This window comes from Citrobacter sp. TBCS-15, from assembly GCF_005280815.1.
GTDB lineage: Bacteria > Pseudomonadota > Gammaproteobacteria > Enterobacterales > Enterobacteriaceae > Citrobacter > Citrobacter werkmanii.
This window is the reverse complement of sequence record NZ_SZWK01000101.1, coordinates 698,652-716,081: the sequence shown is the minus strand read 5'-3', so window position 1 is coordinate 716,081 and position 17,430 is coordinate 698,652. Positions and strand designations below refer to the sequence as shown.

The window sequence follows — 17,430 nt, the reverse complement described above, 5'->3', positions numbered from 1 at the left end:
TTATTTTATTGTGAGGGGAAATGCGGGTGTAGGGACAGAGGTTGTCAATTCTAACTAAAGCCAGGCTATCAAAACGGTTAATCAATCGTGTGCAGATTTACGGCCAATTCGCCCAATTTCGTATTCGGGTGCTGATGACACATGTTAATCATTTTAGGAACAGCGACAGTTTCCACCTCATGCAGCGGAACATAATCATCGCCTTTAAAGTCAGAATTTTTATTAACAATCACAAAGGCAATTGCCGTCATGTATTGCCGACTCATATCAGCAAATTCTTTACAGGTCATATCTTGTGGCGCAGCTTCGGTTGCCTGAGTAGCAAACGCACAGCTCATCGGTGCCAAAACAGAGGTCATAATCACAACAGCTGAAACCATCATTTTAATATTCACGATACACTCCAGAGATAGGATTAGTTGTTATTGGCTAGTTTATCTGTTGATGCCAACTTCGTATTTCTACGCAGGCTGATAAAAGCCAAAGAACTGAAGATCATCTCGACTCCAATAAAAATCGAAGTAAACACGTAAGACTTATCGGGATCCATATTCAGCCATACGCCAGCAATAAGCAGATCTAAAATGCCGATAAAAATGTTCCAGACATAGCCCGGACTGCGGAACATTTGAACTCCGGAAGCCACACGAAAAATACCACCAAGAATAAACAAGCAGCAAAAAACCATAGCTAACGAATTCATGCCGATCACAGGGTTAACAAGGAAACAGTACCCCAGCAGTAACCATGCGATAGCAAAAAATGCATAGGTAAATTTGGCTTTCAACTGCTTCTTCCCAGCGCTAAACAGGCTATAGATAGAATAAAAACCGCATACCAGGAACATAAAACCTGTCGCATAGCTTAAATAAACGCCAGCAGCGATAGGATAGATTAAGCAGCAAATACCACATATCAACAACAGCACCGCCATAATTGTTGCGTGTCTTTTATAATGAGAAAGTGTTTTTTCATTAAACGTTCTCAGGGCTTGCTGATTAAAAATAAACATACATCCTCCGTTACATGTAAACGTAATGTAACCTACTAATAAAAGAGTTAATACTCACACAATACATATCACTTACAATCAAATGATAAGTCTTCTGCTAAGGATGCGTATATAAGAAGAAAGGAATGTCGTTATCCGTTTAATCCTACACATGTCAGACGTCTGACACCTGTAGGATTAAACGCTCATTATTATATCCTGGCTCTGATTCCGCTCTTTAAACTTATTTAATATGATTATTGCGTTTGGTGAACAATACCAACTTTATTCAGGAGAACGTAATGAAAAAGATTATTCTTGCAGGTCTGCTTGCAACTATGATGGGTTCAGCCCCAGTAATGGCTTCTGCCACTACCACCACTGCGGCACAAACAGCCACAGCAAATGTACAAAAAGAAGCAGCCGATATTATGCAGGTCGCCGTACAAGGCGCCAATGCGATGCGTGATATTCAACTTGCTCGCCTGGCTCTGTTTCACGGACAACCTGACAGCGCAAAAAAATTAACCAATGACGCCGCTTCCCTGCTGGCAGGCGACAGCAGCGACTGGGCAAAATTTGTCAAAGCAGCGCCTAAGGCGAAGATGATTGACGATCAGTACGTAATTATTAACGCTACAATCGCATTATCAGAAGACTATATTGCTACGCCGGAAAAAGAATCTGCTATCAAAACCGCGAACGGCAAAATGGCCAAAGGTGACTGGAAAGGTGCAGTGGATACCTTACAACTGGCAGGGATCAGCGTGCTTCAGACCCAATACCTGATGCCTTTGAATCAGACGCGTAAAGCCGTTGCCAGCGCCCAAAAACTGCTGTCCACGGGTAAATTTTATGAGGCTAACCTTGTGTTAAAAGGTGCTGAAGAAGGCATTGTTATTGATAGCGAAATGGTGGGTGCAGGCCAGTAATACTCTGCACTAACGAGTGATGAATCAAGACATTTCTCTCCTGATCGGGCAGCTACGGCTACCCGATCAGGGGGGATTAATGGCTCATCAGACTGTCGATCTCAATTTCAATTTCCCGCATGACAGCAACAATTTTCTGTAATGCCTGTTGCCGTACAGCCAGCGGAAGATCGTCATGTCGCATAGACTCAAAAGGTTCGCACAGCGTCTGAAGCGCGGTGATACCCAGAATTTGCGCCGAACCATGCAACCGATGAAGCGCCCGTAAAAACAGCTGCGGCTCATCTTGCGCAACGGCTTTCTCAGCCGCTTGTAAATCACTCAGTGTTGCCTCGCGGAATGTTTCGAGTATCTCGTTCATTAATGCGCGATCGCCACCGGTATTTTCAGTCAGTACATTGAATTTTAAATGCCGGATTGCACAAGGAGACGCATAGCCCGTATCGATTTTACTCAATTCATGCGTCAGCGTCTGGATTGACACCGGCTTAAACAGACACAAATTCATACCGTTTTGCAGACATCGATCGCGTGACTGCGGGAGCGCACTGGCCGTCAGCCCCCATATTTGCAAGTGAGGTTGTTGACGACGTAGCGAAGCCGCGAGATCAAACCCGTCTTTCTTCGGCATATTCACATCGGTTATCAACAGGTCGTATGATTTTTTGGCCAGTTTAGCTTCGGCTTCCTCGCCATCACAGGCCTCATCCACGCTATAGCCAATGGTATTCAACTGGCGTTTAAGCAGCAGCCGGTTAGTAGGATTATCGTCTGCAATCAGAATCGACAGACACGGTAACGGCAACACAGCGCCAGGGGTATCTCCATCCGGTACTATCGATTGTCGGGCAGTTTCAACCGGAAGCGTAATTGTGAACGTGGTTCCCTGCGACAGAATACTCCTCAGCTCCAGCGTACCGCCCATCAGCGTTACCAGTTCTTTGCAGATAAATAACCCCAGGCCTGACCCCGTTTGTTGACGCCCGCAACGCCCCTGAGCATAACGATGGAACAGTCCAGCCTGCTCTTCTTCGCTAATGCCGCAACCGGTATCACTGATGACGATTGTCAGGGTGCCGTGATTATCTGTGTCCGGAGCCAGACGGGCCGTAACATGAATACTACCCTGCACCGTAAATTTCAGCGCATTGCCCACCAGATTGGTGAGAATTTGCCGCAAAGCCTGCTGATCGACAAATACCCGCTCGTTTACTGGCAACTGGCTGACGCAGGCAAGCGATATACCTTTCTGCCTGGCCAGAGCATCGAAAGAGTGGCACTGCAATTCAATAAGCTGCGAGAGATCGGTCCACTGGGGAACAACCTCATATTTTCCGGATTCAATCTTATCAACGTCCAGAATCTTACCAATCAGACCCAGCAATGATTGGGCCGTCGCCCCGGTCAAAGCAATGGCCTCTTTGCGTTGTGCCGGACTGAGCTCTGAGCTTGAGAGTAATTCCACAAAACCAACGATCGAGCTTACCGGGGTACGTAACTCATGGCTCATGCTCGCAAGAAAACGGCTTTTGGCTTTTGTAGCGGCAATCGCTTTATTCTTTTCGCTCTCCAGCTCTTGAGATAAGACCTCTTTGAGATGCAACTGTTCTTCCAGTAACCGCTGCGATTGCTTTCTTTTACGGACTTCACGGGAGAGTGATATCCCCCAGATCAGGCTAATCGCAATAAGTACCAGCGCAAATACCACCAGTTGATAGAACTGTTTGCTATATCGGCTCCAGATATCAACCTGGGTATTGGAAATCTTCGACCACTTCTCCGTCATCTGTAAAATTTCACGCGGAGGTATGGCTTGCAGGGCCTTATCAATGACAGACTTCAGCATGGGCTCATGAGAAGAAATAGCAAAACTCACCGATGCACCTGGCATATCAGGAAGCCGGAAGAAGTGCATATTATTCTGGTAGTAATGATCGGTAATGAACTTTGCCGACAATTCAGTCGCGATTGCCGCATCAACGTCGCCCTCCTTGACCATAGCCATGGCAGCGCTACCGGTATCCGCATTCACCCATGTCACCTGCGGATAACGTTGTTTGAGGCCACGCTCCAGAATATGTCCGGCAGGCAGAGCAACGCGTATCGGTTTTTCCAGCAGCGAATCGGCTGTTTCCTGGCGCGATGTGATAACCACGAATGCAACATTCATCAGCGGATCGCTAAATGCCGAATCGTCCTGGTTTTGGTTAGCCGGGGCGATCGTCGGATACATATCCCACTGCCCACCACTGATGAGTTTGGTCTGTTCACTTCTGGACGTGGCCAAAACAGGTTCAAAATCAAGACCCGTTTGCAGATGAATAATATTCAGCAAATCGCCAAGAATACCGCGTAATTCGCCGCTGCTATCTACCAGCGTATAGGGCGGGTAATCCGGGTTGATCAAAATGCGGATGGTATGCTTATTCTTCAGCCATTCTTTTTCCTGATGGCTGAAAGGAATGGGCGCATTAAGATAAGCAAGATTACCGCGATTTAACCAGTTCTGCATCACCTGCATATGGATTTCATTACTTATTGACGTAATAAAACCATCAAGGATATTTCTTAATAGCGGTTGATTTTCATTAACCACAAAATAATTATATTGTTCTTGCTTGTCAAAATAATGCGTAATAACCAGGGATTGCGAAAAATACCGCGAAATACAATGACTGCTGGTAATATTGTTACCAATATAATATTGGTTATCATCGTTCACTACCGACGCCATTGCCTGATACTCGTCGTCATAAAATGAGACTTTAGCATCAGGAAAAGCGTCCTGGATGACGTTAAGAAAAGGGCAATCCCGCACACATGCGACGCTGACCTTATGGTTCGTCGTCAGCGGTAGCATGGTGTTTTTTAATGACGTCACAAGCGTCGGCCACGTTGTGAGTAATGCTGAAGTGCGCAGTAAATCCCCGCCGACATCCTGCCGCCGGGAAAGCTGGGTTATCAACGTATCAACATCATTATTGGCGAGTGCGGCAAGCGCCTGCTGCTCGTTATCATATTGCTTTATAACAATTTTTACTTTGAGACTTTTTTGCATTAGCGCAAGATAGTCCGCGTTAACGCCCCGATAATTTTCCCCGCTGTTTTGATAGACAATAGGGGAGACTTCCGGTAACCAGGTGCCAACCACTAATGTTTTTTTATGCGCCAACCAGTTTGTTTCTTCCTTGTTTAAACTGATATTTTGCACTGCAGTATTATAGTTGCTTTTTAGCTCAACCTGACGCGCTGAACTCACACCCGTAGACAATCCGATGGTAAATATGACCATCAAAAAAATAAATAAGCGTTCCAGCATTACTCTACCCTATTTTATTTCTTTGCGCGTAATCATAAATTTCCATTAATGAAGAACAATCTAACTTTTCCATTAAACGACTTTTATAGGTACTCACCGTTTTATTACTGATATTCATTTTACTGGCAATAGTGCTGTAATCCATGCCATTAAGGATATAACGCAACACTCTCATTTCCTGTGTCGATAATGTATCAAGTTTATCCTGCTCGCTGACCGATGAGCCAGTAAAGTGCTCAAGGGAGAAGGGGAAATAACTATAACCATTTTTAGCGGCTTCGATAGCGGCAAGAATATTATTCATGCCTTCTTTTTTACTCACAAATCCGTTGGCACCGTATTCAGCACTGCGTTTACCATAAAAATATTCATTTTTTGCTGAAATGATAATGATCACGCCAGCATAGTGCCGCTTGCGTAATTGTTCCAGCACCTCGATGCCACTGATGCCAGGAATGTCCACATCGATAATTAGCAGCTCAGGTTTGTTTTTTTCAACCACCTGCACGACTTGCTCGCCACTGTCGAGCTCAGTGGTCACAGTGATACCATTAGTATCGAGTAAGTTGCGAATGGCAATGCGGGCCAAAGGGTGATCATCAACGATTATCGCGTTCATTGCGTATAAGAATCCCGATAAATAAAGAGAGGCGATGGCTATAGTGCAGGTGAGTCTTCGATATTATTAATTTATAAGCGCCAGACCCAGGACGCAAATTCTAACATAGTCACGTGTATATTTTATGATTTTTTCATAACCAAGATGAATAAACCATAAAAATAACATTTAGATTTACAAGAATTAAACCTTGAGCCTTTCTGTAGATCAAATCATTAACACATAATAGAGAGAATATTCCTACACATGTAGGACTGGTCTTTCATTTATTATGCTTAATTCTTAATAAAAGGAGAGAAATAGAATTGCCGTGGTAACTGTACATCTGGCGGGAAATTCAGTTATTGCGAGTACTTAAACGCTAATACCCGTCAATCCCTGTGGCCCTGAAACAGCAGAGCCACAGGAGACAGACATTAATCAAGCCTGACTGGGTAATGCTCCAACCGCGCGCGAGTTTTTCACGGTCAGCGTAACGACGGCAGAACATAACAGTGCGGCAATCATAAAGATAAAGGCGCTGTTATAGCTTCCTGCACTGCTTTGGATCAGCCAGCCGATGATAGGTGCGGAAACAACGCCCGCCATCTGACCGCCAAAGTTAACGATCCCCGACGCCCGTCCCATAATGTTGCTGGGGATGGTATCCATCAAAATTCCCCAGAACGTCGCCATAGCGAAGAACATGAACAGGGCTGAAATACACTGATAAACCACCGCCATATCTGCACTACTCACGCTGAAGGTCAGATACAGGAAGCCTGCAGCAATGACAGAGGTTACGACGTACAACGTTTTACGCATCGGTTTGAATTTATCTGAACAGTATCCGCCTAACAAAGTCCCTCCTGCACCAAACAGGAACGGAATTGCCGCCATTACGCCGGTCTTGGCCAGAGAAAACTCACGTACAGTGATCAGGTAACTGGGTAACCAGGTTGAAAAACCCCAGAAGGTGATATCAAACAAAAACCAGATACTTGCCATTTGCCACAGCACCGGCATTTTGAGTACGTCTTTAAACGCGATAGCGCTGGTGTTTTGCAGACCACCCTGATCGTCAACGGCCAGTTCCGCCAGATCCTGCTGCGTAATGGCGGGGTGATCTTTCGGGTTGTCACGCGTAAATAAGTAGATACCTGCGGCGATAAACAGGCCAGGAATACCCAGCACGATAAAAACCATATGCCAGCCAAAAGCCCCGATAATGCTTGCTGCAACCACGACCGCCAGCGCCGGGCCTAAGGTGTTCACCGTTGATTGAATCGCCGTCGCACGTCCGCGTTCTTTCGACGGGAAATAGGTCGAAATCATTTTCCATGAGGCCGACGGGAAGCACCCTTCGCCGATACCAAAGAAGAAGCGTACGGCCAGCATCAGCGGTAGCGTCAGCACAGCCCCGGTTAAGCTGGTAAAAACAGACCACCAGGCAATACCAATGGCCATAATTTTACGTGAGCCAAACTTATCCGCCAGTAAACCACCGGGAATTTGAAATGCCGCATAACCAATAAAAAAGGCGCTAATAATTAAACCTTGTTGGGTCGTATCCAGATTTAAATCTTTGCCGATATAAGGGAGCGAAACGCTCATGACCATTCTGTCGAGAAAAGAGAGGAGCCACGCCAGCCAGATCAATGTCAGGACGGTATATCTTGCTTTCCAGGTCTTCGGTTTACCTGAAGGTAAAGATGTTTGTAGGTTCATTGTGATGTCCTTAGGGTGTAGTGATCTACCGCGGCTATAAATAGTCGCGATAGATCAATGCGTGTTTAGCGTTATTTATTAATATTCTTTTCTTATAACCGTACCGCTACAGGCATAACTTTCCGTGCCATTAATTAAGGCAATGCGCCCATTAACCATGACAATTTCAATCCCTTGCGGATACTGATTAGGTTCAACAAACGTGCCCCTATCAGCGATAGTGTTCGGATCGAACATCACGATATCCGCCGCGTAACCCACCTTCAGCAGCCCACGATCCTGCAGGCCCAGCACCTCAGCAGGTTTACCCGTCATTTTGCGAATTGCCGCTTCCCAGCTCAGACATCCCTCTTCACGTACGTATTTACCGAGCACACGTGGGAATGCGCCGAACACGCGAGGGTGCGGTTTTCCGGCCCCCATTAAACCGTCGGTACAAACGTTTTGCTCTGGCCGACAGAGAAACTTAATCACATGCTCTTCAGTGCCGTAGAAGTCGACCATTCCAACGGCGTTTTCTTCTTCAAAAAGCAGGTCGAAGGTGGCGTTGTAGGGGTCTTTCCCGCGCAATTCCCCCAACTGGACGAGGTTCAGACCAACGGCATCCTGATTTTTGGCCGTTTTCACGCTGGTAACAAAAATCTGGTCCAGACCGGCAAAATCGATAAAGTTATCCCAGCCGGGAATACCCTGCTGAATATCCTCGATCATTTTGGCGCGCAGTTCAGGCGAGGCCAGGCGTTCCAGCAATTTGTCTGTTCCACCGGAGTGGACCCATGGCGGCAGGATCACCCCAAGCATCGTGCTACCCGCCACATACGGATACTGGTCGAAAGAGATGCGGATCCCCTCTTCCTGCGCCTGCTCCAGCATCCCCAGCATCTGGTCGATCAGCCCCCAGTTTTTCTTTCCGCAAACCTTCATATGTGAAATATGTAGCCAGACGCCAGTGGCTTTGGCGATATCAATCAGTTCCTGCGTTGAGTTGATAATATCGTCAGCTTCACTGCGCTGATGTACCACAAAGATCCCGTTATATTTCGCCGTGACCTTGCACAGTTCAATCATTTCGGCAGTATCGCCAAAGGCGCAAGGCATATAGATAAGCCCGGTGGAAAGACCAAACGCTCCCGCTTTTAATTCCCGCTCAAGGACTTCGCACATCTTCGCCACATCTTCACGGGTGGAAGGCCGTCCATCCAGCCCCATAGCCTCCATGCGCACGTTGCCATGCGGAACTAAATAGGCAAGGTTTGTCGCCGGATGTCGAGATGCCAGCAGATTGAGATAACCGTCCGTATTTTTATATTTCCAGTCTATTTTGTCGGTATCGCCGTCAAGGCCGGCGATATTTTTACGCCACGCTGGAATATATTCTTCCGGCAACGGCGCTAACGCGACGCCATCCTGCCCCAGCAATTCAGTGGTAATTCCCTGACGAATTTTTGCCGACAGCGCGGGGTTAATAATCGCCGACAGGTCAGAGTGCGTATGGGTATCAATAAAGCCGGGACAAATAATTTTTCCCGTGGCATCAATAACCTGTTCATTGACGCCAACGTCTATTTGACCGATTGCGACAATACGTCCTTCATCAACGACCACATCGGCAATTCTGCCTTCACTGCCCGTCCCATCGATCACATTTCCGTTTTTGAAAATGGTTTTCATCGTTATTCTCCATTGCGGCGGCGCTGCGCGGCACCGCCTGTAAGGTAAGAGGATTTTTATCGTTCTTTTTATTGGCGATAGAGTGTCTGGATGATGCTGTAATAGCCGCTGGCCGAACCGGTTAACTGATCGATCTCGATATACTCATCAATGGTGTGCGCCAGATTTTCACGCGAAGGTCCGAAGCCGATAGTTTTAATTCCCGCTTCGCCCGCATAGTGGCTACCGTTGGTGCAAAATGAGTATTGCGTGATGCCCGGATTAAACCCGGCCTCGCGGACGCCAGCCAGAGCGGCTTGCACGAATTCGTCCGACTCGTCATACACCCAGCCCGGGAAGAAGCGCTCTCCCTCAATAGTGGCACCTGTATAACAAGACTCCTGACCCACCGCGTAGGAGACACGGGCCTTAAATTGCGGATCCTGCGCGATGAATTCTGCAAGGACATTTTCCAGCGGGGCAATCACGCTTTCTTTGGTTTCGCCCACCAGCAAACGGCGATCGTAGGTTGCGCGGCAGTAATCCGGCACGACCGAGGCCCCCGGGTACGGCGAAGATTTAATGTCGGTCAGTTCGAGAATGCCAGGCCCGAGTACCGGGTGCGTTGGCGGGGTAATGGTGCGAATTTTGTCGATCAATTGCGCCATTTTATACACCGCGTTAATCCCTGCCTGCGGGTTGGCGGAGTGCGCAGGTTTACCAAACGTTTCAACCACAATTTCAGCACGGCCACGCTGGCCAATTTTCAGGTTTAGCTCGGAAGCTTCACCGATGATTACGTAGTCTGGCTTATAGCGCTCGCTGACCAGGCGAGCGGCAATACCTTCAAAGCACTCTTCATGCACGATGCAGGCAACGTAGATTTTCCCGGCGAAATTGCGCTGATTGTCCTGACCGAAAAAACCCACGGCGGAGATCATTGCCGCCACGGCGCCTTTCATGTCTGTTGTACCGCGACCATAAATCTTGCCATCTTCGATATCACCGCCGTACGGGTTGCGGGTCCACTTCTCTTCATTCACCGGCACGGTATCGATATGCCCATCAAGAACCAGCGTTTTCCCAGGCTGATTACCCACGATACCGCCAACAATGTTGCCGTACTTATCAACGTGGATGTCATCGAACTGGTAATGCTGCATCATTGTTTTTATGGCATTAACCACTTCCCCTTCCTGACCGGAATAACTTTTTTGTTGGATTAACGCCTGACAGTTTTTAATCACTTCTTCAATACGGTTTGCAGATAACATGGGTTTCTCCGTTCTTATTCTCAATCAGGAAATTATTTGTTGATGCCCGGGTACTGACCGCCCCAGACAATATCCAGATACTGTTGTGGGTCAGTGTCACCCTCAGTACTTATCAACAACACGCGGGAATGCTCATCCAGTCCCAGTTGCGCACGCGTTTGCGCCAGTTCAGGCGAGGTCATCAGCAGTGACAGCAGGCCGGTCGTCACCGCCCCGGACTCACCGGAAACGATCTGCGGATCGCCTGCCAGCGGATTACCCAACATGCGCATGCCAAGCGCCGCAACCTCATCCGGGCAGGAGGCAAATGCAGTGGCATAATCACGCAACAGTTTCCAGCCGATGCTATTTGCCTCACCGCAGGCGAGACCAGCCATCACGGTTTGCAAATCTCCACCCACCGCTATGGCATCACCCTCTTTCGATCGGGCTGAGCGGTAGAGACAATCGGCAATTAACGCCTCGGCGACGATCACTTTCGGGCGATTTTCTCCCCATGCCGCTGTCACCATTCCCTGAACCATGCCGGCAAACGAGCCAACACCTGCCTGAACAAAAATATGCGTCGGCGCAACCTGATGCAGCTGGTCGATCGCCTCCAGCATCAGCGTGCCGTAGCCCTGCATAATCCACTGCGGGATTTTTTCATACCCTTCCCAGGCGGTATCCTGCACCACAATCCAGCCATGCTTTTCCGCCTGTTCTGCGGTCATGCGAACCGCATCGTCATAGTTCATATCGACGATTTCAGCGGTAGCGCCTTCGTTACGGATAGACGCCAGACGTTGCTGCGAAGAGCCTTTTGGCATGTAAACCACGGCATTTTGCTTCAGCTGTCGTGCCATCCAGGCAACGCCGCGACCGTGATTGCCATCGGTGGTGGTAGCAAACGTGACGGTTTGCAGATCGCGGCGCACCTCTTCGCTAGTCATCACATCAAACGGTAATTCGCTGATATCTTTACCGATTAATTCAGCGATATGGCACGCCATCGCATAGGAACCGCCCAGCGCTTTAAAGGCTTTCAGGCCAAAACGTTGAGACTCATCTTTGAGGTAGATATTTTTTACGCCCAGTTTTTGTGAAAGTGCCGGCAGCGTATACAACGGCGTTGGGGAATATCCCGGAACAGACCGATGAAAATTCAACGCTTTGACCAACTCCTGGCGGCTAAACGGCGCCAACGGCGCGTTCGGATGTTCGGTAAACGGTGTCTGGTTGATAAAAAATGATAAGTTTTCCTGCATCATAAAACCTCATTGTGCTGGTAATCCATTCCCTGCAATTGATGTCATACAGAGATATTTCCGCTATCGGTAATGCCAATAGAGCAAAATGCTTACCAGCTTTTTATTAATTGAGTAAAATCTTATAAATAATTTAATAAATGCTTAAATTTCAATTAAATAGACAGAGAATAAGATTTGCAGCCAAAAATATCATCGTGTTAGTTTATCGTTTCATTTTGATAAATTCTCATAATTGATAAATAGTGTGATCGCGGAAGATAAAATAAAAAAAACATACTAAAACAGAGCAGTAGATTGATTTTTCGCAAATCATTTTGGGATTAGTTCGCCTATTTATCACTTTTCATGATAAATGCGACACACGCCGGAGAAGTAGCATGATTTCAGTACTCAGCAATATTCAGGATGATATATGCAATTATGCCGATGCTATTTCTGGCATCACCGGAACGGATGTTGAGATCATTGATGAATCTTTAATGCGTATCGCTGGCACCGGTAAATACCGGCATATGCTCAATGAAAACGTGGCAAAAAATGGCTATATCTACCGCCACGTTTTGCAGGTGCGGGAAACGGTACTGATCAAAAATCCTGGCGAACATCCGCTGTGTCAGTTATGTGAAAAACACCACTATTGTTCTGAAATGCTGGATTTGAACGCACCAATTTTTCTCAACAATCGTGTCATTGGGGTGATCGGGATTATTTGCTCAACCCAGGCGCAGCGAGACACCCTCCTGAGCCAGATTGAGAAATTTGTTACTTTCATTGAGCAAATAGCCGTGATGATTTCCAGTAAGGTTTTTGAATGTCTGGAACGTTTACGCGCGCAGGAAACGCTGGGCGCTTTTCGCCGTCTGATCGACGCCATGGACCGCGGCGTCGTGGCAATCGATGGTCATGGTCTTGTCTGGCATGCCAACCATTCAGCCGATCGCATTCTCAATCGCGAGGTTCAGGGATTACCGTTGACCATTGAAACAACCGGGGACAGTTTGTATGGCGATGAGGAAGCCTGGCTGACGCTCGAAGGTCAGAAATACCATGTGCTGTGCAAGCAAATTTCGCTCTCGTCTTTGGATAACGATCGCTTGACCATGATTATCTTTCGTGACGCGCACGACTACCTGAGTACCCTACTTCCATCGCCTTATGAGGCCGACACCCAGGTGCGGTTGATTGGTCACTCCCCCTTGATGGAACAGCTCAGAAGCACCATCGGTAAAATCGCCAACAGCTATGCCAGTGTGCTCATTACCGGCGAAAGTGGCTCAGGAAAAGAGGTCGTGGCATTTGCCATTCACCAGAGCAGCCCCCGTAAAGCCGCACCCTTCGTAACAATCAACTGTGCAGCCATTCCCGAACAGTTGTTGGAAAGCGAACTGTTTGGCTATGTGCGCGGCGCATTCAGCGGGGCCGACCCCAAAGGCCGAGTGGGAAAATTTGAGCTGGCCAACGGCGGCAGTCTGTTTCTGGATGAGATCGGCGATATGCCGCTTCATCTGCAGGCTAAGCTGCTCAGGGTTCTGCAGGAAAAGGCGATCACTCGCGTCGGGTCTAACAACACCATCAATATTGATGTACGAATTATTGCCGCGACCAACAAAAATATTAACGCCATGGTGGAGAATAATCAGTTTCGCGAAGATCTTTTCTATCGCCTGAACGTGGTCCCGTTGGTTCTTCCCTCTCTACGCGAACGACGAGCAGATATTGCCGTTCTCGCGCAATATTTTGCCGATGAGTTTTCGGTCAGTTATCAGCGACCGTCGCAAAAACTCCCCGATGACGTCATCAACCGCCTCTATGCCTGGCACTGGCCTGGCAACATTCGTGAATTACGTAACGTCATCGAATATATTTTCGTGATGCGCGGGGAAGCCGCTGGGATCAACGCCAGCCATCTGCCTCCTTACCTGCTCACCGCAGCTGACGGCAGAAAAACGTCGATGACAGCCCAGCCTCAGCAGCTTGCTAATAAGGGAAAGCAAGCGGAAAGGGAGGCCATTGAAAATGTCATCCAGCGATTTGGCGCAAGCGTGGAGGGAAAAAAACAGGCAGCGACTGAACTGGGGATCAGCATTGCCACGCTTTATCGAAAAATAAAGCTATACGGGTTATGAACCCCATCTTACTTAACGTAAAAGCCCGCGTAACGCGGGCTTTCGGCAGGAACAACAAAGCCAATTAATTCCGTGGCGACTTAATCAAACACACCATTAATAACAGCAGTGACAATCGCCGTGCTCAGTGCAATCAACACCAAATTGTCGCCAACGACCTGCCATTCATAGCCAGGGTAATACGGCAGTTGATTCAACATAGAGGGTGGGACACTTTTTTTAGCGATCCCCGGAGGAAGCGGTTTTCCTCGCGCCAGATTTTTGGCAATGCCTGGCGGCAGTGATTTATACCCCGTCAAACCGTATCTGACAGCATACTGCCTGGCCACGTTATAGCTGATGTCACTATCCACATGATCCGGCTTGCCATAATTTTTACGCTGTTCTGTATGTGAATTATTTTTTTGGCCAGCGTTTCCTTTCTGGCTGTTACCACTATTACCCTTGTTTCCGCTATTACCATGGTTGCCACTATTACCATTGCCGTTACCGGGGTTAGCGAATACAGGGGTGGCGCACATCGTCATCGCGGCAACGGCGACTAAAGCCGTTGCTAAAGTACGGAGTCTGGACATGATGATTCCTTGAGGTGTGGATACATATAAAAATGTAAGGTATTCCATGATGACTGGCTATCGCTATAACTCCGATTTATTGGCAAAAAAAGCGATGACATTTTGCAAAGCGAACACCTCCGAATACGTATTTTTGTGATTAAAGCTCACCACTCCCGATAACTCAGATTGGCAAGCGAGAGGCACAGGATCTGAGTTTTTGGGAATAATTTGGCGAAAATGGAGAGAAAACGGCGCTTTTTTTCGGTTAAGCTATGTTCATGCTTTGACGCTACACCATGGTCAGATTCACTATCCAGGAACCCTCCATAATGGCAAAAAGTACCCCGCAGCTGCCACTCGACCCACATATGTGCCGCAGCTATGAAAAAAAGACGAGAAGTCCGTTGGCGCTCTATTCAGAGTATCAGCGTATGGACGTCGAACTGCGGGCGCCGCTGGCCATGACCTACAGCCACTGGCATGGTCAGGTTGAGGTGAATGTACCGTTCGATGGTGATGTGGAGTACCTTTTTAACGACGAAGTGGTGAAAAGCAAACAGGGTTTTATCACCTTGTTCTGGGCCTGTACTCCCCATCAGCTCATCGATGCCGGGCATTGTAAACAAATGGCTATCTTCAATTTGCCGATGCATTTGTTTTTATCCTGGCCGCTGGACAGGGATTTGATCAACCACGTGACGCACGGGATGGTGGTTACTTCGCTTGCCTCGCAGCAACTGAGCGCTTTTGAAGTACAGCGCTGGCAAAGTGAACTTAGCAGCGACAACGAGCAGATTCGCCAGTTAGCTATCGATGAAATCGCCTTGATGCTCAAGCGTTTTAGCCTCTCAGGTTGGCGGCCAGTGCTGGGTAATAAAACACCACGGACGCAGAAAAACAGTATTTCACGGCATTCACAGTTTTACGTCAGCCAAATGTTGGAGTTTATCGCCGCTAACTGCGACAAACAGCTCACGGTCGATGCCATTGCCGAGCACGTTAAGCTCAATCCCAATTATGCGATGGGTATTTTTCACCGGGTGATGCAACTGACGATGAAACAGTACATTACGGCGATGCGTATCAACCATGTGCGAGCGTTACTCAGCGATACGGATAAAACAATTTTGGATATCGCCACGATTGCTGGTTTTCGCTCCAGTAGCCGCTTTTATAGCTCGTTCCATAAATATGTCGGCATGCCACCGCAGCAGTATCGCAAACTGAGCCAACAACGACGAAATCACTCACCTTATGCCGAGGGGTAATTCATTCGCCAAATTTTCTCTTATCCTACTACAAAAAAGAAATACCATAACTGCAGGTCATAATAGATAACCTGACACAGTTAATAAAATAGAGTTCAGCCGAGCTCTGGCAACTATGTTGCTCAATACTGAGTAACCTGTAGCGGGTAGTTATTTGACGTGTTCAACCATTAATGATTGGGATGGAATTATGCAATTAAATAGCTGCACCTCCAACAACAGAAAGAAATTGTCTTTCTGTTGGTCAGTTTTACCTATGATAGTCATGCTGGGCGGGATTAGCATCGGATATTTTATATTCAATATTCGTGCCGAACCCATGATCCTGATGGGCACAGCAACCGCCTCATTTATCGCCGTCGCTCATGGCTACACGTGGGATGATATTCTACAAGCTATTTGCAATAAAATATCTGAAGCGCTGCCAGTCATATTAATTGTCGCCAGTATCGGTTTCTTAATTGGCGCATGGATGGTGTCAGGCACTATCCCGATGATGATTTATTATGGTTTAAAATGGATTAACCCGCAGTATTTCTATATTTCAGCATTTATGCTGGGTGCGCTGATCTCAGTTTGTACCGGTACTTCCTGGGGCTCTATCGGGACCGTGGGGATAGCCATGATTGGCGTGGCAATTGGTCTTAATGTTTCGCTGCCTATTGCCGCAGGCGCCATTGTCTCAGGCTGCTGGTTTGGTGATAAGCTCTCACCGGTTTCTGATTCAACCAACATGGCGGCACTGGCTGCCGGTGTAAATCTGTACTCGCATATCGGTCATCTGCTGTGGACCACCGGCCCGGGGTTTATAATTTGCTGCATTATTTATAGCTATATGGGTATGGGTATTGATGCCTCATCCAGTGCTCCTGAAAATATCACCAGCTTAATGAACGCTATCGGCCAGATTTATCATTTTAACATTCTGTTGTTATTACCGCCGATCATCGTTTTATATGGCTCACTGTCAAAAAGGCCACCAATTCCGATGCTCTTTTTGTCTACGATAGTGTCGATGATTCTGGCATTAGTCTTTCAGCAATTCACCGCTTCGTCCGTTGGCGAATCCGTAGTCAGCGGTTTTAAACTCGCGATGCTTACCGGGGATAACCTGCCCGCACTGTCCTCCGATGTCTCCCGCTTGCTGGAAAGAGGTGGCGCAATATCTATGTTCAGCAGTTTTGTCACCGTCTTCAGCGCCTTCAGTTTTGCCGGTGCAATGAGCGCGACAGGCTCTTTACACACCGTAATTAACGCGCTGACCAAAAGGGTTCAATCCACATTCCGCCTGGTGGCCACCACGATTGTTACGACCTTCACCATCTGTGCCTGTACGGCAAACGGGACTCTGCCACTGCTGCTGTGTGGCGACGCCTTTAAAGATGAGTATAAAAAACGGGGGTTGGCAGCAAAAAATCTTTCACGAACCACCGAAGATGCCGGAACTGTGGTTGAGCCGATTATTCCCTGGTCTGCTTCAGGCGTTTATTGCGCCACGATGCTGGGCGTGGCAACGCTTGATTATTTACCATGGGCAATTCTGTGTTATAGCGGCGTCATCTTTGCCTTGCTGTGGGCGGCAACGGGTATTGGCATTGCGAAATATGAGCCAAATGAAGCTGCTGAAAATATGGTTGAGCAAAAATCATAGGCTAATAACAGCTATAACCGGGGTAAATTTAATATATCAATAAAATAGATATTCTTCGCTGTTTGCGTTGCTAAACCTATTTTTCA

General features: G+C 47.6%; 13 protein-coding genes. 4 read left to right on the top strand and 9 right to left on the bottom strand.

The window, feature by feature from the left end:
• Window positions 1–77: 77 nt before the first annotated feature.
• Window positions 78–416, bottom strand: coding sequence for an HdeA/HdeB family chaperone (locus FDW96_RS06465; protein WP_079226122.1), 339 nt, complete (start codon window positions 414–416; stop codon window positions 78–80).
• Window positions 416–1,012 carry a DUF308 domain-containing protein gene (locus FDW96_RS06460; RefSeq protein WP_042313240.1) on the bottom strand — a complete coding sequence of 199 codons (597 nt, stop codon included), beginning with the start codon at window positions 1,010–1,012 and terminating at the stop codon, window positions 416–418. The genes FDW96_RS06465 and FDW96_RS06460 overlap by 1 nt, the downstream gene beginning before the upstream one ends.
• A gap of 281 nt (window positions 1,013–1,293) precedes the next feature.
• Between FDW96_RS06460 and FDW96_RS06455 the strand changes: the two genes are divergently transcribed.
• On the top strand, window positions 1,294–1,923 hold the full coding sequence (locus FDW96_RS06455) for a YfdX family protein (protein ID WP_061382295.1): 630 nt from the start codon (window positions 1,294–1,296) through the stop codon (window positions 1,921–1,923).
• 76 nt (window positions 1,924–1,999) lie between these two features.
• Here the strand turns inward: FDW96_RS06455 and FDW96_RS06450 are convergent, their stop codons facing one another.
• The 6 genes from FDW96_RS06450 to dpaL all read right to left on the bottom strand — a co-directional run bounded on the left by FDW96_RS06450 (window position 2,000) and on the right by dpaL (window position 11,739).
• Window positions 2,000–5,242, bottom strand: coding sequence for a response regulator (locus tag FDW96_RS06450; RefSeq protein WP_137365374.1), 3,243 nt, complete (start codon window positions 5,240–5,242; stop codon window positions 2,000–2,002).
• A 4-nt stretch (window positions 5,243–5,246) separates the two neighbouring features.
• Window positions 5,247–5,861, bottom strand: coding sequence for an acid-sensing system DNA-binding response regulator EvgA (gene evgA / locus FDW96_RS06445; RefSeq protein WP_042313232.1), 615 nt, complete (start codon window positions 5,859–5,861; stop codon window positions 5,247–5,249).
• 420 nt (window positions 5,862–6,281) lie between these two features.
• The gene (locus tag FDW96_RS06440) at window positions 6,282–7,568 is read right to left on the bottom strand and encodes an MFS transporter (RefSeq protein WP_042313230.1); all 1,287 of its coding nucleotides are present in this window, start codon (window positions 7,566–7,568) and stop codon (window positions 6,282–6,284) included.
• Window positions 7,569–7,646: 78 nt separating this feature from the next.
• Window positions 7,647–9,239, bottom strand: a complete 1,593-nt coding sequence (locus FDW96_RS06435) for an amidohydrolase family protein (protein WP_079226121.1) — start codon at window positions 9,237–9,239, stop codon at window positions 7,647–7,649.
• Between the two features lie 68 nt (window positions 9,240–9,307).
• Window positions 9,308–10,492, bottom strand: coding sequence for a YgeY family selenium metabolism-linked hydrolase (locus FDW96_RS06430; protein ID WP_137365373.1), 1,185 nt, complete (start codon window positions 10,490–10,492; stop codon window positions 9,308–9,310).
• Between the two features lie 32 nt (window positions 10,493–10,524).
• On the bottom strand, window positions 10,525–11,739 hold the full coding sequence (gene dpaL, locus FDW96_RS06425) for a diaminopropionate ammonia-lyase (RefSeq protein ID WP_079226211.1): 1,215 nt from the start codon (window positions 11,737–11,739) through the stop codon (window positions 10,525–10,527).
• A 380-nt stretch (window positions 11,740–12,119) separates the two neighbouring features.
• Here dpaL and FDW96_RS06420 point away from each other — a divergent pair, with 380 nt between their 5' ends.
• The gene (locus tag FDW96_RS06420; protein ID WP_061382300.1) at window positions 12,120–13,868 is read left to right on the top strand and encodes a sigma-54-dependent Fis family transcriptional regulator; all 1,749 of its coding nucleotides are present in this window, start codon (window positions 12,120–12,122) and stop codon (window positions 13,866–13,868) included.
• 80 nt (window positions 13,869–13,948) lie between these two features.
• Here the strand turns inward: FDW96_RS06420 and FDW96_RS06415 are convergent, their stop codons facing one another.
• Window positions 13,949–14,443, bottom strand: a complete 495-nt coding sequence (locus tag FDW96_RS06415) for an anti-virulence regulator CigR family protein (RefSeq protein ID WP_061382301.1) — start codon at window positions 14,441–14,443, stop codon at window positions 13,949–13,951.
• A 311-nt stretch (window positions 14,444–14,754) separates the two neighbouring features.
• Here FDW96_RS06415 and melR point away from each other — a divergent pair, with 311 nt between their 5' ends.
• Window positions 14,755–15,693, top strand: a complete 939-nt coding sequence (gene melR, locus FDW96_RS06410; protein WP_042313217.1) for a transcriptional regulator MelR — start codon at window positions 14,755–14,757, stop codon at window positions 15,691–15,693.
• Window positions 15,694–15,883: 190 nt separating this feature from the next.
• Window positions 15,884–17,344 (top strand): Na+/H+ antiporter NhaC, encoded by a 1,461-nt coding sequence (gene nhaC / locus FDW96_RS06405; RefSeq protein WP_137365372.1) that lies wholly within the window; start codon window positions 15,884–15,886, stop codon window positions 17,342–17,344.
• The last annotated feature ends 86 nt before the right edge of the window (window positions 17,345–17,430 follow it).